At 50.8% G+C, this 21,666-nt stretch carries 22 protein-coding genes and 2 pseudogenes; 5 read left to right on the top strand and 19 right to left on the bottom strand.

What is annotated here, in order from left to right; translation table 11 throughout:
• The first annotated feature begins 494 nt into the window (after positions 1 to 494).
• A complete protein-coding gene (locus K7H08_RS14905) occupies positions 495 to 1,691 on the top strand; it encodes a DEAD/DEAH box helicase (protein WP_231658402.1) in 1,197 nt (398 codons plus the stop codon).
• A 54-nt stretch (positions 1,692 to 1,745) separates the two neighbouring features.
• On the opposite strand, the gene rho is transcribed toward K7H08_RS14905, so the two are convergent.
• From rho to K7H08_RS14865, 8 genes and pseudogenes are all read right to left on the bottom strand, one after another.
• Positions 1,746 to 2,702 (bottom strand): transcription termination factor Rho, encoded by a 957-nt coding sequence (gene rho / locus K7H08_RS14900; RefSeq protein WP_231658401.1) that lies wholly within the window; start codon positions 2,700 to 2,702, stop codon positions 1,746 to 1,748.
• 951 nt (positions 2,703 to 3,653) lie between these two features.
• Complete coding sequence (locus tag K7H08_RS14895; RefSeq protein ID WP_231658400.1) at positions 3,654 to 4,364, bottom strand: hypothetical protein; 711 nt, start codon at positions 4,362 to 4,364, stop codon at positions 3,654 to 3,656.
• Positions 4,345 to 5,331: an MvdC/MvdD family ATP grasp protein gene (locus K7H08_RS14890; protein ID WP_231658399.1), complete on the bottom strand. Its 987-nt coding sequence runs from the start codon at positions 5,329 to 5,331 to the stop codon at positions 4,345 to 4,347. The genes K7H08_RS14895 and K7H08_RS14890 overlap by 20 nt, the downstream gene beginning before the upstream one ends.
• Complete coding sequence (locus K7H08_RS14885) at positions 5,324 to 5,752, bottom strand: hypothetical protein (protein WP_231658398.1); 429 nt, start codon at positions 5,750 to 5,752, stop codon at positions 5,324 to 5,326. The genes K7H08_RS14890 and K7H08_RS14885 overlap by 8 nt, the downstream gene beginning before the upstream one ends.
• A gap of 129 nt (positions 5,753 to 5,881) precedes the next feature.
• Positions 5,882 to 6,376 (bottom strand): hypothetical protein, encoded by a 495-nt coding sequence (locus tag K7H08_RS14880; protein WP_231658397.1) that lies wholly within the window; start codon positions 6,374 to 6,376, stop codon positions 5,882 to 5,884.
• Between the two features lie 1,365 nt (positions 6,377 to 7,741).
• Positions 7,742 to 7,864 carry a BrnT family toxin gene (locus K7H08_RS14875; RefSeq protein WP_331460291.1) on the bottom strand — a complete coding sequence of 41 codons (123 nt, stop codon included), beginning with the start codon at positions 7,862 to 7,864 and terminating at the stop codon, positions 7,742 to 7,744.
• A gap of 220 nt (positions 7,865 to 8,084) precedes the next feature.
• Positions 8,085 to 9,011, bottom strand: a pseudogene (locus K7H08_RS14870) (pyridoxal-phosphate dependent enzyme).
• Between the two features lie 342 nt (positions 9,012 to 9,353).
• The gene (locus tag K7H08_RS14865) at positions 9,354 to 9,980 is read right to left on the bottom strand and encodes a helix-turn-helix domain-containing protein (protein WP_231658396.1); all 627 of its coding nucleotides are present in this window, start codon (positions 9,978 to 9,980) and stop codon (positions 9,354 to 9,356) included.
• Positions 9,981 to 10,165: 185 nt separating this feature from the next.
• Between K7H08_RS14865 and K7H08_RS14860 the strand changes: the two genes are divergently transcribed.
• From K7H08_RS14860 to K7H08_RS14850, 3 genes and pseudogenes are all read left to right on the top strand, one after another.
• A complete protein-coding gene (locus tag K7H08_RS14860) occupies positions 10,166 to 10,543 on the top strand; it encodes a RidA family protein (protein ID WP_231658395.1) in 378 nt (125 codons plus the stop codon).
• 50 nt (positions 10,544 to 10,593) lie between these two features.
• Positions 10,594 to 11,673: a YkvI family membrane protein gene (locus K7H08_RS14855; RefSeq protein ID WP_231658394.1), complete on the top strand. Its 1,080-nt coding sequence runs from the start codon at positions 10,594 to 10,596 to the stop codon at positions 11,671 to 11,673.
• A gap of 15 nt (positions 11,674 to 11,688) precedes the next feature.
• A pseudogene (locus tag K7H08_RS14850) lies at positions 11,689 to 11,799 on the top strand (FAD-dependent oxidoreductase); the annotation flags it as partial.
• Positions 11,800 to 11,887: 88 nt separating this feature from the next.
• Here K7H08_RS14850 and K7H08_RS14845 read toward each other — a convergent pair.
• The 8 genes from K7H08_RS14845 to cbiE form a co-directional block, all read right to left on the bottom strand.
• A complete protein-coding gene (locus K7H08_RS14845; protein WP_231658393.1) occupies positions 11,888 to 12,352 on the bottom strand; it encodes a hypothetical protein in 465 nt (154 codons plus the stop codon).
• Positions 12,353 to 12,438: 86 nt separating this feature from the next.
• Positions 12,439 to 13,332 (bottom strand): AbiTii domain-containing protein, encoded by an 894-nt coding sequence (locus K7H08_RS14840; protein WP_231658392.1) that lies wholly within the window; start codon positions 13,330 to 13,332, stop codon positions 12,439 to 12,441.
• 90 nt (positions 13,333 to 13,422) lie between these two features.
• Positions 13,423 to 14,406 carry a hypothetical protein gene (locus K7H08_RS14835; protein ID WP_231658391.1) on the bottom strand — a complete coding sequence of 328 codons (984 nt, stop codon included), beginning with the start codon at positions 14,404 to 14,406 and terminating at the stop codon, positions 13,423 to 13,425.
• 497 nt (positions 14,407 to 14,903) lie between these two features.
• Positions 14,904 to 15,344 carry a YtoQ family protein gene (locus tag K7H08_RS14830; RefSeq protein ID WP_009723617.1) on the bottom strand — a complete coding sequence of 147 codons (441 nt, stop codon included), beginning with the start codon at positions 15,342 to 15,344 and terminating at the stop codon, positions 14,904 to 14,906.
• A gap of 75 nt (positions 15,345 to 15,419) precedes the next feature.
• Positions 15,420 to 16,184, bottom strand: coding sequence for a precorrin-6A synthase (deacetylating) (gene cobF / locus K7H08_RS14825; protein WP_231658390.1), 765 nt, complete (start codon positions 16,182 to 16,184; stop codon positions 15,420 to 15,422).
• On the bottom strand, positions 16,181 to 16,984 hold the full coding sequence (cobM, locus tag K7H08_RS14820; RefSeq protein ID WP_231658389.1) for a precorrin-4 C(11)-methyltransferase: 804 nt from the start codon (positions 16,982 to 16,984) through the stop codon (positions 16,181 to 16,183). The genes cobF and cobM overlap by 4 nt, the downstream gene beginning before the upstream one ends.
• 77 nt (positions 16,985 to 17,061) lie before the next feature.
• Complete coding sequence (locus K7H08_RS14815) at positions 17,062 to 17,538, bottom strand: cobalamin biosynthesis protein (protein WP_231658388.1); 477 nt, start codon at positions 17,536 to 17,538, stop codon at positions 17,062 to 17,064.
• Positions 17,535 to 18,743 carry a precorrin-6y C5,15-methyltransferase (decarboxylating) subunit CbiE gene (cbiE, locus tag K7H08_RS14810; RefSeq protein ID WP_231658387.1) on the bottom strand — a complete coding sequence of 403 codons (1,209 nt, stop codon included), beginning with the start codon at positions 18,741 to 18,743 and terminating at the stop codon, positions 17,535 to 17,537. The genes K7H08_RS14815 and cbiE overlap by 4 nt, the downstream gene beginning before the upstream one ends.
• Here cbiE and K7H08_RS14805 point away from each other — a divergent pair.
• Positions 18,742 to 19,479 carry a cobalt-precorrin-6A reductase gene (locus K7H08_RS14805; RefSeq protein WP_231658386.1) on the top strand — a complete coding sequence of 246 codons (738 nt, stop codon included), beginning with the start codon at positions 18,742 to 18,744 and terminating at the stop codon, positions 19,477 to 19,479. The genes cbiE and K7H08_RS14805 overlap by 2 nt on opposite strands.
• Before the next feature lie 3 nt (positions 19,480 to 19,482).
• Here the strand turns inward: K7H08_RS14805 and cobJ are convergent, their stop codons facing one another.
• The 3 genes from cobJ to K7H08_RS14790 are packed head-to-tail and all read right to left on the bottom strand — an operon-like array spanning position 19,483 to position 21,577.
• Positions 19,483 to 20,229, bottom strand: coding sequence for a precorrin-3B C(17)-methyltransferase (gene cobJ, locus K7H08_RS14800; protein ID WP_231658385.1), 747 nt, complete (start codon positions 20,227 to 20,229; stop codon positions 19,483 to 19,485).
• A complete protein-coding gene (gene cobI / locus K7H08_RS14795) occupies positions 20,226 to 20,951 on the bottom strand; it encodes a precorrin-2 C(20)-methyltransferase (RefSeq protein ID WP_095604250.1) in 726 nt (241 codons plus the stop codon). Before cobI ends, cobJ begins: the two co-directional genes overlap by 4 nt.
• Positions 20,948 to 21,577 carry a precorrin-8X methylmutase gene (locus K7H08_RS14790; protein WP_231658384.1) on the bottom strand — a complete coding sequence of 210 codons (630 nt, stop codon included), beginning with the start codon at positions 21,575 to 21,577 and terminating at the stop codon, positions 20,948 to 20,950. The genes cobI and K7H08_RS14790 overlap by 4 nt, the downstream gene beginning before the upstream one ends.
• Between the last annotated feature and the right edge of the window lie 89 nt (positions 21,578 to 21,666).

Here is a 21,666-nt window from a genome sequence, read left to right as displayed (position 1 = left end):
AGCGCAACCATCCGTTCGATAGCTGTCGCTTGTGTAATCAGCATACTATGAACTGGGTAGCGATCCCCAGCCATCGCGGGTGCCTTATGGCTCGTTCCTCGCCAAGCGTTACGCCGCGCCACAAACGTGCCATCGTTTTATTTTGTAGTGCGTGGTAAGCGCAGCGCACCCGCAATGGTGGTTCGAAAATATGCGAGGCCTAAAGCGACTCCGCTGCAGTGGCCAGCTATTTAGCAAAAGCTAATCTACTTAGTAAAAGCTAATCATAATTCAAACGCACAGCATTCGAAATTAAAAAAAATCATAAAAAACAAAACGTATTACAAAATATCACTTACCATTCATTTAATTAATGTCTGTAATTTCAACATAAAAGTCGCCATTCGGCACTATGAAGCTAATTGCTCTATTCGAGCAATGAACGGCTGCTTTTACGCTATACTGCGTCATCTTTTATTTTCGACACACCTTACGACCATCTGTCTGAGCACCTCATGCCATTTTCAAAACTAGGCTTATCCCGTCCTCTTGTTCAAGCAATTACCGAACTAGGTTACAAAACGCCAACGCCCATCCAGGAACAAGCGATTCCAGCCATTCTTTCGGGCAAAGACTTAATCGCCACCGCACAAACAGGCACAGGCAAAACTGCTGCCTTTGTTCTGCCACTGCTAGAACGATTCAGCCAAGCGGAAGCGTTACGCGGCAAACGCATACGCGCGCTGATTCTAGTGCCGACCCGCGAGTTAGCGGTTCAGGTCGAAGCCAACGTGGCTCAATACGCTAAACACACGCAGTTAACCTCTTTGGCTGTGTATGGCGGTGTGGATACTGCGCCTCAAAAAGAGCGGCTAATCGAAGGAGTGGATATTCTGGTCGCCACGCCGGGCAGATTGCTGGATCTAGCGCACCAGCGTGCGCTGCACTTTGATGAACTTCAAGTCATGGTGTTGGACGAAGCGGACAGAATGGTCGACATGGGTTTTGTCGATGATATCCACAAAATCTTAGTACGCCTGCCTGAAAACCGTCAGAACCTACTGTTTTCAGCCACCATGACCGGCGACGTTCGCGCCCTCGCCTACGGTTTTTCAGATAGTAAGATGACCGACCTGGCGGCTGACATCTCCATCTCTCCCAATATCCGCGCCGCCGCCAATATCAAACAGTGGCTAATCACGGTAGACAAGGACACCAAGTCCGCCCTGTTGAGTCACTTGATCAACGAGCAAGCGTGGGATCAGGCGCTTATTTTTGTCGAGAAAAAACACAGTGCAGCCAAACTGGTGGCTCAGCTGGAAAAGCGCGGCATTAAAGCAGACTCCATCCATGGCGGTAGAAGCCAGGCCATGCGCGAGAAGGTGTTAGATCAGTTCAAAACTGGCGAACTGAAGTACCTAGTGGCTACGGGTGTAGCCGCTCGGGGGTTGGATATCGGTGAACTGAGCCGTGTGGTGAATTACGATTTACCTTTTCAGCCAGAAGAGTACATCCACCGCATTGGCCGAACCGGCCGTGCAGGCGCCTCAGGTGAAGCCATCTCTCTTGTCGACATCAGTGACTTTAAAAACCTTTGTGCGATTGAAAAGCGGCTGAAAAATACGATTGAGCGCAAAGAGGTTGAGGGCTTTCCGGTTAAAAAAGCAGTACCTGCTTCCAACTTGAACCATGCTAAAAAAAGCAGTCGTTAAGCCTTAACAAAGAAGCTCACCTCTTACAAAAGTGAGCTTCTTGATCGCATACATTTACGAGGCGGGTAAAAACGCATCTAACAGCTCGGCATTAGCTGGATATTTATCCAATAACTCAAGCAACTTCTGCGCGCCTTCTACTGGCTTAAGATGTGTCAACGCTCGACGCAATGCGCGTACTTTTTCAATATCTTTCGCATCAATCAATAGCTCTTCTCGGCGAGTGCTGCTTTTGGCAATATCTATCGCTGGGAAAATCCGTTGACTTGCCACTTCCCGTGACAGCACGATTTCCATATTGCCCGTGCCCTTGAACTCCTCGAAAATCACCTGATCCATACGGCTTCCGGTATCCACCAGCACAGTGGCCAGAATGGTGAGCGATCCGCCGTTTTCGATCTTCCTCGCAGCGCCAAACAGTTTTCGTGGTATTTCCATCGCTCGGCTATCCAGCCCACCCGACATCGTACGACCATTGCCGCGCTGCTCGGCATTATGAACCCGCGACAGTCTCGTAAGCGAATCGATCACAATCATCACATCATGACCCTCGCCTGCCTGCTTACGCGCCGTCTCAAGGAGCTTATTTGCCAAATGCACATGGTGTGAGTAGCTTTCGTCTGAAGACGATGCATGCACGTCTGCCGACACACTGCGCTTAAAATCGGTCACTTCTTCAGGGCGCTCATCAATCAACAAGGCATACAGCTTTATATCAGGATACGCTGCTGCCGCGGCCTGACAAATATGTTTTAACATCGTCGTTTTGCCAGAGCCCGGCGGCGCAACAATCAACCCGCGCTGCCCCATCCCAATGGGCGTAATCAAATCCATTGCCCGCACACTACGCTGCGAAGAGCCAAGCTCTAAAACAATGCGAGGGCTAGGATGAATCGCCACGCCATTTAAAAAACGTTTTTCGGGATCATCAGGAAATGGATTTTCCACTTCATCGGCGGGCTTGGCATCTAACTGCCTTTTCGTTTTCAAACTGAGTGTTTTTCTCGCCATAATATCGATGGATCGCCTTGAATAACCTGGATTAGTAGAATAATTTCATCTGAGCGCTTCTTCACTGAATGGCGCATTGGGTGGTGGGTTACGATAAGGCTCTCAAGGCGGCTTGTAGCTCTTTGGCGACGGCATACAACAGCGCCAAGGCTGGCCATTACCACGTTACCAGCGCCTTAACGTAGCGACGCTAATACAAAATTTAGCTGCAACGTTGCACCCGTGATTAAGGTCGATGGCTTCTTGCAAGTTCTGGGCAATACTCTCTAGGGACTAGCCATGATGCTTCTCCAATGCGGCATTAACAAGCATATTGACCAACTTGGAAAACGCATCTCAATCTACTTTTGAGAGATTTTCGCGCTCGAACACTCGCTCCGAGGAGTATGAACCGGCTCCCCTCATTCCTATTATTTCCGCCCCACCTCAGCCCCGTCATTCCAGAGCCACCTAAGCCCCGTCATTCCAGAGCCACCTAAGCCCCGTCATTCCCGAGTGGGGTTATCGGGAATCCAATTTGACCTTTTCAGCCGAAGCCAAGGTACTTAAATCAAAATAGATTCCCGCTAAAAGCATGCGGGAATGACAGCTAGAGAGAAGCAGTCATTCCCTTCGCCTCATCAGTCAACATTGAAAGCCCAGTATTAACAGCGGGTAGTTACTGATCCTATCTGCTCGTTGCCTTTTAAATCTTCCATGATTCCTCTCAATAGCTGAGTGTGTGCGGTAGACGCGATACTTGCATCAGGATGTAGGTTGTAGCCGCCGATTAATGACTATTTTCTGTCTGTTTTCCGACTATACCAAAACTAGGCATCAGCGGCTTTTACTACAGCCGCAACGCTTGGCTCACGCGCCGGTTTGAAGCCGCGAAGCGGTGGAAATCGGTCGCAGTGCAGCCGATTGTTATGTGGAATAGCTCGGGCCGGAAAGAACTTTAATATCATAGCCTCAACTACCAATCGACTTTTTTATCTTTCTGATCTGGCAATAATTGACGATCAGCCCAATAGTGACAATGCCGAGAATATAGTCTGAGAGCCCTAGGTCAAATCGTAACGAGGGCATTGAGAAATCAATAGTTGGTATCATAGATATATATTTAGCAACTGGTAGAGCGACTAACGCTATTGTGGCAATAAGCAACAACCAAAGAATACGTTTGGTAAACTCATGCGCCATTGTCATATAATCGACCTTTGCATTTATCACATCATAGTTTCTTTTGACTTTATTAACGATATCAACAACTAATCTCTGCCTGTCGCCATGTAAAAAATCTGACTCATCGAAACTATGGTACGCGCGACGCTCCAATGCATTAATTGAATAACGCATAACCTGCAAAATGTATATTATTAGTACTCCAACAAAGACAAGCACCAAATCATGTGCAAAGCTAGGCTGCTCATGGAAAAAAATATCTTTTAAAGCGAAGGCAAGAATTGCCACAACAGTTCCAAAAAAACCTAAGTAGATGCTGGACTTTGATTCAATGGTAGCAATACGATCCCTCTGCTTCTCATACATCAATATTCCAAGCTCAATAGAGGTTTCTATATTTTCATCAGGGATATTTGTATCAGCATCAAGAAAGTCATTGTATGCAGAGGGTTTTCCTTCCAATCTTGGCCAAACAAATTCAATGAGCTTCGCTATCATCTTTCCCTCCTGCCAATAACAATCCCGCAATTTCATCACTTATTGGGTATCCAAGCAAACTTTCAATCCATGCCCATTGACCATTGGGGTTAATTTCTAGAAACCAAAAATGTCCTGAATCGTCTATTATAAAATCTATTGCTGCAAAGTTTAGATTGAAACATTCACAAATCCTTAAGCACATACACTGAATTTCACTAGGAATATCTATTCTTTCGTGCGGAAGAATTGCATCTGATTTTCTCCAGTCAATCATACTCACATCAGAATCCTGTGAAAGTATTTTTGCTCCAAACACTTTATCTCCAACTACGGTAATCCTAATGTCGCTTTGCTTTATAATCTGACGCTGAAGATATATAGGCATAGCTCCATTCGTTGTTATTTTATCAATAAAGTTTGAGTCAACTTTTGTCGTATAAAGCACCTTTCCGACGCCTTCTGGTTCTTCTATAAGGCCGGATTTTAATGGCTTAAATATGCAGTCATCGTGCTTTTTGATGAAATTTGTGCATATTTCAGGGTCGTTCGATATACAAAACTCAGGAACTAAAAAGCCAATGCTTTTGGCCACACTGAGTTGGTATGGCTTGTTTTCAGCAAATCGGATATCAAAAACTGAGTTTAGCCAGAAACGTGACGCCAAACTTCTGTAAACTCCTTCCAAGTAAGTTGAAATTTCTGTTATATAAAACTGTTGCTCACCAAAAGTCAGTCCAGCATCAGGGCGAGGCAGCTTTGGCCTTCTAAAGTACACTGAGCCAAAATCGTTTATGTTGATTAACTTTGACTTCCTGAAATCAAATAATGTATAGCCATCGCCACCAAAAGAAATATTAATAATCGTTCCAATATCTTCAGTATTGAACCTATAGTAGTTAATATTACGCAACTTGAAAGCTTCAATAACGAAATCAACTGTCAGATCCTCCTTGTTAGTGATGACTAAGACATTGTTTCTATTCATCTGATTCTCGCGTGGTTTCTGTCTTGGTAAGGAGCATCAACATTGCATCTGTGTCAGCATCATCAGATTCTCTTTTAGTCGCAGTTTTTGTTGAAAAATGAATCAAAGCTTCGAACGAATCGTCATCTGACTCCCTTTCTACTTTCGTCTTGGTCAGTGATCCAAGCACCTCCTCATTAGACGAGTCATCCGACTCACGAACAACATCGGTCTTAGTTAACATTCCCATGATCAGATTGTCTGCGCTTTCATCTGACTCCCTAGTCGTGTTTGTTTTAGTCATATGCAATACATGAGCACGACTGTTCTCCACAAGACCTTTACCGTCAAGCTTATTTACATCATCGTCGTAGCTATAGCTGATCTTCTCAAAATCACCCGCCCTTTGTTGATGTGCATAATCAAATAACACTGGCTTCATAGTGTATTACCTATTTTTTTGTTTCATGATAAAAGTAGTTTTAGAGACTGGTATAGCCCACCCACATAACGTTTAAGCTGTGCGGCGCAAACGAAGCACACCGCAGTTTGCGTCCGAACGAGCGCATTGTTATGCATTATGTTTACCGACGCGCTTTCTGCGTTCTTTTTCAATGTCAATGCAAAACGCCTCAGGCTCGATCATTTCATGGAAATCAGTTTCGAAGGTAGTAATCATGCGGTTTAGGCAGCTGATAAGCTTATGCGTGTTTTCTGTGGTTTCTCTAATCAGGTCGCCTTTTTCAATATCAGCATCTCCGCCTTCTTCAATATATCGCTGGGTCGCAACACCGCCATCGTGCTCATAGACATGACGGCGAAAGAACATCTTTCTAACGAACACACGATCAGTTGCCATCCCTTGTAGCAAATTGATATCAAAACAATCACGCAAAAGCTTTTCAAACTTATCTAGGTTATGAAACAGTAATCTTTCTAACTGATTCCTTCTTGATTCTTTCATCGGCACACAGGAAATTAACTGGGCCACATAGTCACGCGCGGCCGAGTCAAACTCTGAAACGGATTGCTTAACCGCGCCAGGTGGTGATAGATCGCCGTTCACTAATCGATCCCTAATTTGTTCTAGCGCCACACGTTGTTGCTCTGCAGAGTTCCTCCACCCACACGAAGAGCAATACCCATACTTCCCACGAATATCGTTGTAACTATTACATTCAGAGCATCTGAATTCCGTTTGCTGAGCGATGGACGTGTAGTAAAAGTCCGGCCTCGGCTCATCTGTTATCGAATCAGCCAGAGCGTCCATATTAATAACAACCTCCCTAGTTGAGCCTGGCTCTGCCTCATAAATGGCAGTGTGTAGCGACGCAACATAGTGTGAAATATATGACTTCTGAGGTGGTGTTAAGAAATGATACGACTCTGCTCTCACGCCACAATAAGGACAAGTTAACGGAAACTTTGAAGGGATACTTTCGGAACGGAAATGTTTTTTGCAGCTAGGGCACTCATGGCCGAACCTTCCCTGTGAGTCGGATGCCATCATCACAGCGATGCAGTTGGTGAAGGGAGGGGCATTCCAAGGCTCCCCTATACCTCCCATCACTATATTTCCACACGCAAAACCATCTGGGTGAGCATAGATTCCAACAAGGCTTGCAGGTCGCGGGGACGAGTGAGAGTAACCGATTTGATATTGGACATGCCCATGCGCATCACAAACAATAGTGAATGTAACTTTTCCTCCCGTATGCCCAATCTCGCTGAAGTCCTGTCTAGTCATTTTGTATCTTCGGTATGTGGTGTAAATGCATAACAGTGATTATATAGCCTGCTGTATAACACCGTTGAACATGTCAGCACGTTATTGGTGTTATCTAGCCGTTGCAAAAATCATACACCACTGTTTTTATAGTTTTATTTATCTCGCATGGCAACATATCCAAAATTCGCGTGTCGGCTCGTTTTGCTCTTTTCAATCATACTTTATTCATAAATTTGGCTTAGGTCACGTGACTTTGAAGAAAAATTGAGCTGGAGCAGGCTTTAGGCAGCTAACGCGGCCTTTTGGCTCGTTCCTCGCCAAGCGCTACACCGCATGATTGCTTAAGTGGCGGGGTCTTCGCGCACTAAAGCGCCCTCCCACAACACCACTAATGCAGTGGTTGGGTTTGCAAGAGGCTCTGAGGGCTTAGGCTTTGAGAATGGAACGGAGGATTTCAAATACCTGATCGGTAGTCGTGCACCGTTTATTGCCACTCAAGCTTGAGGTCTTTATGTGACTGGGCACAGTCGCGTAGATAGAGATTCATTAAGCTCTGATACGGTAGATCTTTTTCTTCTGCCAGTTTTTAAAATTCGCGATGGTATCTTCATCCAGCCGAATCGTGACCTATTTTTTAGTTTCTTGGCGTAGGGATTCTCAACTGACTCTGAAAAATCGTAATGTCCACGCATCCCTACCCCTTTAGTAAGTTGTTCGCTCTCGTTTATTCGCCTTGCGTGCGGAAATAATTCGAATGGTTTCGCCATCTCTCACGCAGTGGCACACCAGCAGTAAACGGGAATAAATGCTCGTTCCGAGGAGTATGAACTAACCACCTCAACCCCGTCATTCCCGAGTGTGGTTATCGGGAATCCAATTTGACCTTTTCAGCCGAAGCTAGGGTACCTAAATCGAAATGGATTCCCGCTAACGGCATGCGGGAATGACAGCAGGAGAGAAGCAGTCATTCCCGTCGCCTCATCAGGCAACATTGGAAGCCCGGTGTTAACAGCGGGTAGTTACTGATCTTAGTCGCTTGGCCTGGTTATAGGGCGTGTTTGCCGCTATTCCAATCCCTGATTTGATCAATCGTGGACGTAGCGCCGCCACATACTACGACCAATATATTGCTGAAACTTTCGAGTTCTGATGCATTCTCATACGCCATTGCCAGGCTCGCACCGCAGGCAGGCTCTACCACGATGCGATGATCGTCAAGGAAACGTTCGCAGGCAGTCAGTGCGCTTTGGTCTGATACCACGACGCTGTGGATAGGGTGAGTTTTTGACCATTGGAAAGCATTCTCGCAAACACGTTTGGCACCAAGTGAGGTGGCGATGCTTGTTATCTTTTCCAACTCAACCGTATGACCGGCGTTTACGGCTGCATGAAATGAGGCGGCACCCGTAGTTTCTACGGCGAAAACGGGGATATCACTCCATCCGTTACGATGAAGCCCTTCTACCACACCTGAAAGCAGACCACCTCCGCCAACGGAAAGCACGACGGCGTCGGGCTTAAGACCGGAACGAAAAACTTCATCAATCAGCGTGGCGTGGCCCTGCCAAAGCAGCGGATCATCAAAGGGATGGAGAAATGCATCCGATGCGCCGATCAACGATTGTGCAAAGGCGTTGGCTTCTTGCCAGGAGGCACCATGCACGATGACCTCCGCTTTCTCCAATCGCAGCAGTTCTTTTGCCCTTTCAGTGGTGGTTTCCGGCACTACAACCGTAACCGGAACACCTAGCCGACGACCGGACTAGGCGACAGCCAAGCCAGCATTTCCTCCAGATGAAGAAATGAACCTTCGAGCATCTCGAGCCAGATAGGTTTCGCACGCATGGCCAATGCCCCGTATCTTGAATGAACCGGGCGGCTGCAGTGCATCAAGCTTAATCCAGACCGAACGTCCAGTGGTAACGCTCATTGTGCGGAATTCGATCAGAGGAGTTTCAATGTGTAATGTCATGAGCACCTATCACGAGGCTGAAGAAAAGCCCGATTTCGAGCCGTTTCCGCCGCCTGTTTTCCTTATTCATTTACTCAGCCGGTCATCCGGCTGAATCATCTTAATATCGGCATTCAGCCACTTGAGCGCTCAACTCAAGTGAGTTGAAAACTGTGTTTGCCCTAATAAAGTAACTTATTCCGCTCTGCATTAGCACACCAGCAGCACTTGTTCAGATAGTGCTTTAATCTCATCGGCATGCCGACTGACGAAGCTGGCCAGTGTGGTGAGGTGGGGAACTTGCCAGGGGCTCCCCCTTTACACTCTGTGTTTTCACGAAATTGGCGAGGCCTGATAGGTGGTTCAGCCTTGAAGATCGCCCTCTTTGGGTTCCGACATCACAGCTATTACTTCTGCATCTTCATCACCCTCGGCCAGATAAATATGCCCGATGGAACTGTTGAAGTAAGCCGTTTCTCGTTCACCCAGGCTGATGCTTTCACCATTTTCAAAGTGAATGCAGACGCGCCCCGATAGCACCATGGCAAACTCCTCTCCGGGGTGGCGGATGAAGTCTTCAAACTCACCCAGATCACGCGCCTGAATCCGAGCATAAACCGGCATCATGCTCCGACCGGGAAACTCACCCGCAATAGGATGGTATTCATAGCTGCCAGTAGCATACCCAGTCGCCTCAGAAATTTTGCTGGTGACCACCGTTGGCTTAGCTGAACTGTCTACACCCGATTCAGGGTTGAACAGCTGGGGCAGGCTGACATTCAGAACACGTGCGGCAGCAGCAAGCTTGTCATAGCTGACAGTTGCCTGCCCCAACTCCATTTTCGACAGCGTTGAAAGCGCGACACCACTTTTCTCAGACACCTGTTTCAGGGTGAGTTTCTGTTGTTTACGGTGAGCCCTTAGGCGAGAGCCGACCAGTACTCGGTCGATCAGTGTATCAGACGGCTGGGATTGAGAGTCTGTTGGCATGAAAGCTTCGCGGCTCGACCTGACTATGAATACGAAGTCCTAGTGTATCCCGAAAACAGCTTGACTTTAAGGTTCTCACATTTGATATTCCCTTTTACGAGAATTATCATTTAAGAGAAATTGTGATTCTATCGTGCTGCCCGTGCGGCTCGGTCACTCAATAGCCATCAACGAGATATAACCCCATGTCCAATTCAATCGAACGTATCCCCAGCGACTTGCCCTTCCCATTCTCCCGTGCCGTTCGCGTGGGAGGTTTCCTGATGCTTTCAGGCCAGATTCCCATGACTGCTGAAGGCGAAGTCGTCAAAGGCAGTATCGAAGAGCAAACCGAGGCGGTCATGACCCGTATCGGCGAGTCCCTTGAACACTGTGGCGCGAGTTTTTCGCAGGTCGTTAAAGCGACCGTCTGGCTGTCGGACATGAAGCACTTTGCGGGCTTCAACGAAGTCTATAAACGCTATTTCGAAGCAGGTCTGCCGGTTCGTTCCACCGTGACAGCAGGCCTAGCACTGGGCGTTGATGTCGAAGTAGAAGTGCAAGCCTGGGTCGGTGAAGCCTAATTCAGCCAGCTAACTGGCACAGAAAAATAAGAAACTGAGGATTTGGCACCATGAAAGATGTATTGAAAATCGCGGGCGCTTTTGTCGGATTTCTGGTTGGAGCAGGCTTTGCTTCAGGCCAGGAGCTGCTTCAATTCTTTGTTAGCTTCGGCGCTTGGGGGCTGGCAGGTGTCGCGCTGAGTACTGCCGCTTTTATCTTCCTGGGCATGACGCTGGCGAATCTGGGTAGCGAGCTTCAAGCGACTTCTCACAAGGAAGTTGTACGGGCTATCTGTGGCCCCTGGCTTAGCAAGCCCATCGATTTGCTGATGACATTTTTCATGTTTGCCATAGCCGTAGTGATGCTGGCCGGTGCCGGTGCACTGCTGGAACAAAAACTGGGCCTGCCTGTAGCCTGGGGCAGCGCGCTGGTGACTCTGCTGGTAATTGCAGCCACCTGTCTCAAACTGAAAAAAGTGCTCACGCTGATCAGCAGCATCACTCCTCTGCTGATTTTGGTAGCACTGGGTATCGCGATCTACGCACTGGCAACCCGAGAAACCGACCTGACGACACTGAACCAGTTGGCACTCGACCAAAACGCAGCCACCAGCCATTGGGCACTGGGCGCCATGCTGTACGTTTCGTATAACATCTTCGGCTGCGTCGCGATTCTTGCCATCTCCAGCGGTGCTGCAAAAGACCACCGCAAGGCAACCTGGGGCGGTATTCTTGGCGGCATTACCCTGGGTGCGCTGATGATGACGATCAGTCTGGCCATGCTGTCGCGCCTGGACAGTCTGGTCGATACGCCGATGCCGATGCTGGCTTTGGCACTAGAGGTTTCCCCTGCGCTTTCCTCGCTGGTATCGGTCGTCATTCTGCTGATGATTTTCAATACCGCAGTGGGCTGCCTTTACTCTTTTTCATCCCGATTTTTGCCGGCCGATACCACGTCTTTCCGCGTTGGATCCTTAATAGCAGGCATCATTGCCTATGCCTGCAGCATGTTTGGATTTGTCAGCCTAGTCGGCATGGTGTATCCCGTGTTCGGCTACATCGGGTTCATCCTTATTACCGCAATAACCGTTGCCTGGGTGCGCCAACGCATGAAGCACAGTCACAAGGCACAAACTGCACGAGCCCAATAAGAAATTAATGGATTTATGGAACGTGAGATTCTGGTTCTGGGTGCTGGCATGGTCGGAGTATCCGTTGCCTGGCACCTGCAGCAGAGAGGCGATAAGGCCACACTGGTGGATCGCAAAGTACCTGGGTGCGCCTTGCTCCTAACGCGGAAATAAGCGGCGCCCTGACAAGGGCGTCCGGTGGAGGCCGCAGGCCGGAACGAACTTAATTGATTTGTTATACCTTCTCTGTATTGAGTTCATTGCTGGCGATACGCACTATTTTTTCCAAGGCCACCCGAAAACACTCGTATTCGTGCTCATATATATCGAAACGGGGGTTATCATCCCAAGATAATTTTTCTCTATTCCTGAGCTCTACAAGAACAGCATGTGCCCTAGGTGAGATGACAAAGGCCCCAATATCGGTGACCTTCTTCAGCTTCCAATAAGCCTCAGTGTAGCTTTCCCTAAACTCGCTTTCTCTATCGTCGCTATATCCGGTGCCTTGCCCATAGTCCTCCTTGTGAATTTCACAATGCCGGAGCATGTCATAAAGTGCATCGATTATTCCTGCATACGCCTTTTCGCGACGCTCCCACAACCTCTCTTTCTTGAACCTCCGAACAGCAATCAAGGAACCAAAATAAGCTGATACAAAACCGATGAAGATCGGAGTAAGCCACTCTGACACTGCTTCCAACTTTCCCTCCTGGTATAACGCCCGCATTTGCGGCTGGTTTGGAGCGCAGCGGAAAACCAGCCGCAAATGCGCTTGTTATGAAAGTACTACACGAAAGCTGATAATTGAGTCAGCAAGCCACTTGCTATTATGCTGCCAGCGATACCTTCTAACAAAGATCTAACTGTATTTAAAGATTCCTTTACAATCACTGGTTTTGGTTTAGGTGAAGCAATCTGATGTTCAATTGTTGCGATCTCAGCGCACAGTTCGTCTTTTTCTATTGAATTCAACTGTAATCCATCTACCTGCCCTTTAAGTGCTTCGATGAAACCAGCCAACTGCTTAAAATCCATGTTTACTGTCAGGGATTGAGTAGCATTCGGTGAATCTTGTTGTAATTGAGAGTTTTGCATACTACCAATATTATTAGTTACCTGATATGTAACGGTATGTGCTGACTGTTTCTCTTTTTCTGTGAAGCTCATCCCTTCTCCCAATACTCCTTGCGTTTCAAGTTGTAATGCCCATTCAAGCACTTTATTTCTAACTGCGTCTAGGATTCCAATGACCTCAGTATGAGGCACTAATAGTGAAGGCTGCAAAGGAACATCCATGTGCTCCATTAGCCAATTAACTATGTGTTGCGGATAAGGCATATATAATCTCCCTGAACCATCCTTAGCCACCAGTTCATCTAACTCACCAATAGCTTGAGAGTTCTTTCGGCTGGATAGTTGGTCGGCCATCTTTGGGTCACCGAAATTCAATGGTTGCCAACCATGATATGGATTCCAAATCTTTGGAGTTCCGTAAATCATTCTATAGTCAGGAGTTATATCTTCTTCACGAGGGTATCCATTTAATTCATAATTAATCCACTCTTGAATTTCTGAGATATTTAGCTTTCGAGATATGACAAACGCCTTTCTTAGCAAGTCGCTAACCCTTACATTACGATCAAGAGCATCTCTTTGTAGTTCCAATACCAGTCCAGTCACGTAGTATTTCTCCTGATTTCATAACGCCCGGCTCACGCGTCGGTTTGGAGCCGCAAAGCGGCGGAAAATCGGTCGCTGTGCAGCCGTTTGTTAAGCATTTGCGGCTGCCAGTTTGAAATCCTTGTCAATTGCCAGGTCGGTGTCTAGCCGAATGCGTTTACACATGTGATTTGGTACTTCATCGCTTAAAGGCTCTATACGGAAAAGATTATCGGCACACCAAGATTCCACTTCGAGATTTGTAGACATTACACAGTGCGAGATTCCTAGGTCCTGTTCATCACTTTTAACCGTGACCGTACCCATAACGGATAGTGTGCCGAACGTCTCATGGTGTTCAACTGGGTTTCCCTTCACGTCGACGAACTGAACGTTGTGTGATATCGAGCTTTTTTCAGCAGCGACTTCACATTGCGCTTTTTTATGGCTCCGAATATCAAACTCTGACTGATGGAAAAGCAGAAGCGTGCACAGCGTTATCTTGTCCGATAGAGAAAGGATCACGTCGGTGTCAAATCGTAAGCGATTAGCACCGAGGACACCTACCAACTCGTCGATCAGTTGATCCTGGGTAAAAGCGGCATTGCCACTGATAAAGCTCATTACGTGCTGAATTGCTTCGAAAGTATTTTCCGATAGCTTGCCGTCTTTATACTGAGCGATTTTTGCTTTTTTATCGATTTTAAAGCTGTTTTCTATCCTGCTTTTTAACCGAGAAGCAGTTACGTTAAATTTTTCCTTTAGAATTTCTTCTCCGCATTTTTCAACCTGAAATATCATCAAGCGTTTGATCCAAAGCGGAAACGGCTGTGATAAATCCAATGTCTTTTTGGGTGAATTATATTCTAGGAAGAACCTCATACTAAGATACATGGTTTCAAGAGCTTGGTTTGCCAGCCCTCTGTCCCGACTATCATTATGAGCTACGAAGTCCGCTATCTCTCTGAAGACCCTGTGACTAGAGGAATAAGCGCGCAGCTTCATGAAAAGGTTGTCAATATCGTTTTCATCAAAATCGCCAGCTTCGATCTTATCGACAATCTTTTGGGTTTTAATTTTTTCCGCTGGCTTCACAATGCCACCCTAATCTTGTTGATGCTTAACAGTGATTATATAGCCTGCTGCATAACACCCTTGAACATGTCAGCACGTTATTGGTGTTACCTAGCCGCTCGAAAATCATAAACCACTGTTTTTTTTATATATTTATTTATCCAGCATGGCAACATATTCAAAATTCGCGTGCCGGCTCATTTTTACGATTTAATCATACTTTATTGATAAATTTGGCTTAGGTCACGCGGCTTTGAAGAAAAATTGAGCTGGAGCAGGCTTTGGGCAGCTATCGCGGGTGCTTTTTAGCTCGTTCCTCGCCAAGCGTTACGCCGCGCTACGGGGTGGCTAGATTGCTTATGTGGCGTGATCATCGCGCGCTGAAGCGCCCTCCTACAACACTAGGGCAGAGTATCGATTCAGTGGCGGGGTAGTTTATGGGCCGGGATGGTTGCGCGCTAAAGCGCCCTCCCACAACACCACTAATGCAGTGGCGGTGTTGCAGGAGGCGTTAAGGTTTAGGCTTTGAGGACGTAACGCAGGGTTTCGACGACTTGATCGGTGGTGGTGCACCAGGCCTGGGCTTGAGCATCGACTTCTTTCAGTGGGTGAACGATGTCTTCGCTGTGCAGGGTGATGTAGGGCTTGGCAAGTGCGGCGCAGTAGCCTGCATCAAAGGCGGCGTTCCACTGTTTGTACTTGTCGCCGAAGCGCACAACCACCAGATCCGCTTGCTCGATCATGGTGCGGGTGCGGATGGCATTGACCTTAGAGGACTGATGGTCGCGCCAGAAGCCATTTTCCGGCTTGCCCAGGTGATCGCCTGCAGCGTCACTGGCGTCGTGATCGGTGACGGGTGCGGTGAAGACGATATCCAGGCCCGCTGCATCAGCGCCGCGCTGGATCTCTTCGCGCCAGTCGGTGTGGATCTCGCCAGAAAGATAGACGTAAAAGCTCATAGTCGCTCCTGATAGCTTGGTTATTTAATAGGCAGGATTATTTTATGGAAAAATATTCCATATTGATACCTGGGTTTATTTTTCCGGCTTTTTGGCGAGCAGATAAATATCCATAATCCAGCCGTGGGTGTCGCGTAGTTCCGCGCGGCGTTGGATGATTTGGTCGCTGGCCTCGCTTAGCCAGCCTTTGATTAAGCACTGTTTATCCATGCCCAGGTAGGCGCCCCACCAGATGTAGGTGTCGTCAAACGGCAGCGTGGTAAACGCCCCGCCGCTATCCAGCATCACGGCTACCGTGGCGGCATCGTTCGGCCAGCCGCGCTCGCGTAGGCGGCGGCCGGTGGTGATTTGTACTGGCTCGGCAAGCGCATTGAGGGGAATTTTATGTTCAGCGGTAAGCACCTGCAGGCTGGTGATGCCAGGCACGACCTCGACATCCACCTGCTTACCCGTAGCGTTTAGCCGCTGGCTAATACGCAGGCTGCTGTCGTAAAGCGAGGGGTCGCCCCACACCAGCATGCCGACCCGCCCGCCATTGGGGAGATGTCTATCCATCAACTGCGCCCAAACGCTGGCAATCGCAGCGTGCCAGTCGTCTACCGCACTAAGGTAATCATTATGATCATCGCGACTGGGAAGATCGAACTCGACGATCTTGGTAGTCACCGGTTCTTCTAACAGGCGCTCGCAGAGTAAGCGGCGTAGGTCGATCAAATCCGACTTGGCCTCGCCTTTGCGGGGCAGAAGAATCAGGTCGGCGCTATTGAGGGCGCGCACGGCGGCCAGGGTGACGTGATCAAGGTTGCCGGTGCCGATACCTATTAGCGATAGCGTGATCATGATTCACTCTCTTGGTCTTGGCTTGCCGTGGCAAAAGGCGAATCCGCCGACTGAGGGCGAAAACGGCGGTCGTAGCCTACCGCGTAGAGGCTGCTCTCCTGGAAGTCATCGCTTTCAAGCACTGGCCCCACCAGGATCAATGCGGTGCGCTGCATGGAATCATCGATCAGCCCTTCTATAGTCGCCAGCCGCCCCCGCACCACTCGCTCATCGGGCCAGCTTGCTCGCCACACAATCGCCACCGGACACTGCGCGCCGTAGTAAGGCGTCAGGCTTTCGACTACCTGGGAAAGGTTATGGATCGAGAGATGGATAGCCAGCGTTGCCTCAGTGCGGGCGAAGTTGGCAAGCGTCTCGTGACTGGGCATGGCACTGGCACGACCCGGTGTACGGGTGAGCACCACCGACTGAGCCACGCCGGGCAGCGTTAACTCCTGACCTAAGGTTGCCGCCGCTGCCGCAAACGATGGCACGCCAGGGGTAATGCTGTAGGGGATATTCAACTCGCGCAGGCGGCGCAGTTGCTCGCCCATGGCCGACCATACCGAGAGGTCCCCCGAATGCAGTCTGGCGATGTCCTGGCCTTCAGCGTGGGCGCGGCTAATCTCCTGCATAATCTCATCCAGCGAGAGCTGCGCGGTATTAATTACTCTGGCCCCTGCCGGGCAGTGTTCCAGAATTTGCTCCGGCACTAAAGAACCTGCATACAAGCACACCGGGCAGGCGGCGATTAAGTCGCGCCCGCGTAGGGTAAGCAGATCCGGCGCGCCAGGCCCCGCGCCAATGAAGTGTACTGTCATTAACTAATTCCTAGGCTTTGTACGAAAAGTCGGCGAGCGAAGACTAGACAAGGCAAAAATCAACGAAAAAACGGAGTTTACGTGGTGTAAATGAGTACTTTGATCGGACTCGCGCACGAGGCGATTTTTAACGCCGTATTGTCGAGCGCAGGCAGTTTTCGTGCAAAGCCTAACGCCAGTGCGGCGGTAGCCTGTCTATCCGCTGAGATGATCCTTGGCCCTAGCAGCGTTGCCCCTGGACCTGCGGCTAATAGCGCCACGGCCTCAGCCACGCTGCCTGTGCCGCGCGCCTGCAAACTGTGTGTTGAATGGGTAAGCGTTGTCACTGTTGATAGTTCGGCATCCGCTACGGCGATGACCTCAATGTTACGCAGCCGGCCTAGCTCTTCGACTAACGGCAGCATCGAGCGAGCCGCCGCTAGCCGGTTGATAAGGCCGTACTTGTAGGCAGCACCGTACTGATCAATAAGCTGATCTAACGCTTGAATAAGCGATTCAAGCGTGGCTTCACTGCGAAAGCCAAACCCCGCTACTCTCAACACCGATTGTTTCATCGGACGCCCCGCCACTGAACAATCGGATAGCTGGCTTTCCAGCCCCGTCGTGTGCCGATGGGGGCGGCGTTGGCAAGCTCTAAACGCAGCAGTTCGCCGCCTACCTGCTGGTGCCAGTGTGCCAGCAGCGCTTCGGATTCCAAAGTGACGGCATTGGCGACGATACGCACGCCCTTGGGCAGGCGCTGCCATAAATCGTCTAGCAGCGCTTGAGATAACCCGCCGCCGATAAATACCGCATCAGGCAGCGGCGTATCGTTGAGTACGTCAGGCGCGCGGCCCTGTTTTACTGCTAGCCAGTCAACGCCCAGGTTGTTTGCATTGCTGCGTGCTCGCGCTGCACGTTCAGCGTTTTGCTCAAAGCCCACCGCCTGATTATCCGTATGCGCGAGCAGCCACTCAATGGCAACGGAGCCTGAGCCGGTGCCGATATCCCACAGCCGTTCGCCGGGCATGGGGGCCAGTGCCGCCAGGGTGATGGCGCGAATGGTCTGTTTGGTGATCTGGCCATCGTGGTCAAAAAAATGATCCGGCAGGCCGGGCGTCAGCGGCAAGGCGGGGCCGTTACCGGCAACTTCCAGCCCTACCGCAACCGGGTGGGCAATGTCGTCGGGCAAGCTGGCGTCGCTACGGCAATGGCGAATGCGCTCACTATCACCACCCAAAGATTCCAGCAGCGTTAGCTGGGTATCTCCAAAGCCAACGCTATTTACCAGCGCCGCCAGCTCGGTCACCGCCTCGCCGTCTCTTACCAACACCAGCAAGCGTCTACCGGCATGCAGGTAGGGCCGAATACGGGTTAGCGGTTTGGCGTGTAAACCCAGGCAAGTGCAACGCTCCAGCGGCCAGCCCAAACGTGCAGCCGCTAGGCTAAAAGAGGACGGGGCTGGCAGTGCCTGCCACTCGTTTACGCTGAGATGCTGCGCGAATGTAGTACCCGCCCCAAACCAAAACGGGTCGTTTGAGACCAGCATCACCACCCGGCGGCCACGCTGGTTTAGCAGCTTTTTAATGCCATCGGCAAAGGGCACTGGCCACTCAATCACCTCAGCGTTTAGCGGCGGTAAAAGGCGCAGGTGACGGCGTGCGCCGAACACCACTTCGGCACGTTCCAATGCCTGTCGGCTTGCCGCTGTCAGCCCCTGTGTGCCACCCTCTCCCCAACCTAAAAGGGTAAGCCAGGGAGCGTTGTTAACCTCAGCCATGATCAAAATCCTAATTCTCGGCGGAACCAGCGAGGCCAGCGCCCTGGCCAGCGCTGTTGCCAAGCGTGGCATTCCCGCCATTTTTAGCTATGCAGGGCGCGTTAGCACGCCGAAACCCCAGCCTCTACCCACCCGCATTGGCGGCTTTGGCGGCGTTAATGGGCTGGTCACGTTTTTAGCCCAGGAGCGCATTACCCATATTGTTGATGCCACCCACCCGTTTGCCGCACAAATGAGCAGCAACGTATTAGCCGCGGCGGCACAGTACGGTGTAAAGGCCGCCGCTTTTACCCGGCCTGCCTGGCAGCCTGTTACCGGCGACCAATGGCAAAGCGTGACAAGTATTGATGAGGCAGTTAACGCCTTGGCTGGCCCGCCCCAACGGGTGCTGCTTGCGATTGGGCGAATGCACCTTAACGCCTTTGCCGCTCAGCCTCAGCACCATTATGTGCTGCGTTTAGTTGACCCGCCGACCAGCCCATTGCCGCTTCCGGATGTCAGCACTGTGATTGATAGAGGCCCGTTTACGCTGGAAGGCGATCTCGCCCTGCTGGAAAATCAGCGGATCCAACGCATCGTGTGTAAAAACGCTGGCGGCGAAGGTGCGTCGTCCAAACTGACCGCGGCAAGAAGGTTCGGCCTGCCCATTGTAATGATCGAGCGGCCAGCACTGCCGCTACGCCATGAAGTTCATCGTATCGATGACGTGTTTAGCTGGCTTAGTGACCACTATTAATCATCACGCCGAACGCGGCGTATAAACCAGCGGCACGCCACTGCGTTCAATCAAGCGGGTTTGCTGGGAACCAACGATGACCAGCGTGCGCATATCAGCCATATCCGGCGTTGCTTGCTCTAATGTGGTAACGCGAATTGCTTCTTCCGGGGTCGAAACCGCGCGGGCAAAGATGATCAATCGATCTGGCCCGCAGGCTTCGCGCAGTACCTCTAGCGTTCGTTCAAACCCCGCTGGCCGTGCCTTGGAGCGCGGATTGTAAAACGCCATGGCGAAGTCGGCCTCGGCAGCCAAGCGCAGGCGCTTTTCAATCAGCGCCCAGGGTTTGAGGTTGTCGGATAGATTAATGCAGCAGAAGTCGTGCCCCAGTGGTGCGCCGACGCTGGCGCTGGCGGCCAGCATGGCGGAAATGCCCGGCAGTACCTGAATATCCAGCGTGCGCCACTGGGCATCGCCCGCTTCCAAGGCTTCGAACACTGCGGCGGCCATGGCAAATACGCCAGGGTCGCCAGAGGAGACAACCACTACCCGGTGGCCCTCAAGCGCTAGCTGTAGCGCCTGCTCCGCCCGGCGAATCTCTTCGCGGTTATCAGAGCCATGGCGGACTAATCCAGCCCTGGGAGCCACGCGATTCACGTAGGGCACATAGCCCACTACATCGGTGGCTTCCAGCAGCGCAGCCGAAACCTCCGGGGTAATCATGGCGTCGGCACCCGGCCCGAGGCCAACGATTTTCAGCCAACCGCTCATGGCCGCCTCCCGTTGCCATGAATCAGCACAATCGAGAAGTAAGGCACGCTTTCGCCAACCTCACTCAGTGGCAGCACACGCTGCTGGGTCATGGCGGCGTACTCGATCAGCCACGCTTCACCTTCACGGCCAGCATGCGTCAGCGCTCGGCGTAGCTTGGCCAGGTTGCGGCCAATTTTCATCACCACCAGTGCATCGGTTTGGGCGATGCGCTCGGCCAGGGTCTCTTCCGGCAGCGTGGCCATCAGCACCGTCATAATGTCATCGCCCCAGGTAATTGGCTGCGCGGTCGCCGTCCAGGCCGCCGACATGCCGGTAATACCCGGCACTACCGAGACCGGCACGCGGTTCAGCAGCCGCGTGTAGAGGTGCATAAAGGAGCCGTAGAAGAACGGGTCGCCTTCGCAAAGCACCACTACATCGCACCCGGCCTCTGCCATCTCGATTAGTTGGGCTACGCTGCGTTCGTAAAAGGCCGACAGCAGTTCATTGTAGCGCGGGTCGTCAAACGGAATTTCCGTGGTAACCGGATACTCCATGGGCAGCTCGGTTGCGCCGGGGGCGATCAATCCTTCCACAATGGTACGCGCATGCCCGCTGCGGCCCTGCTTGCGAAAATAGGCCACATGGCTGGCACCACGGATCAAGCGGTCGGCACGCACGCTCATTAGGTCTTGGCTGCCGGGCCCTAAGCCAACCCCGTAAATGGTTCCTTGGGTCATTCGATACGATCCGCCATGGCGTTGATGGCCGCTACCGTGACGGCGCTACCACCCAGGCGGCCACGCACGATACAGCTGGACAGCGCGGGGTTAGCCAACAGCGCTTCTTTGGATTCTGCCGCCCCAACAAAGCCGACCGGGCAGCCAATAATAGCCGCCGGGCGCGGGCATTCTGGGTCTTCGAGCATATTAAGCAGATGAAACAACGCGGTGGGCGCGTTGCCAATGGCAACAACCGCGCCTTCCAGATGCGGCCGCCACAGTTCCAGCGCTGCCGCTGAACGGGTATTGGCCATTTCCTGGGCAAGGCCAGGGGTGCGCTCATCGTTAAGAGTACAGATAATCTGGTTATTAGCGGGCAGCCGTTTGCGGGTAATGCCTTCGGAGACCATCCGAGCATCGCAAAGAATCGGTGCGCCCTGCTCTAACGCTGAGCGCGCACGATTGACCACATCATTCTGAAAATGGATATGCGCCGCCAGCTCCACCAGCCCAGCTGCGTGAATCATGCGTACCGCAACCGTTTCTTCTTCCGCTGAAAAGCGATCAAGCTCAGCTTCATTGCGAATAATCGCAAACGACTGCCGGTAAATCGCCGGTCCGTGTGTTTCATAAACGTGAGGCACCCAAACTCTCCAAATAAACTAATTCGCAGTTACTGTTCTGCAAGGCATCCGTGCTAGGGCAGGTTTCCGCGAGGGCGCTGTGAACCCAT

It is taken from the genome of Halomonas sp. IOP_6, from assembly GCF_021151565.1.
GTDB classification, from domain to species: Bacteria; Pseudomonadota; Gammaproteobacteria; order Pseudomonadales; family Halomonadaceae; genus Vreelandella; species Vreelandella alkaliphila.
The sequence above is the reverse complement of the archived record's forward strand: the minus strand, read 5'-3'. Positions and strand labels throughout refer to the sequence as shown.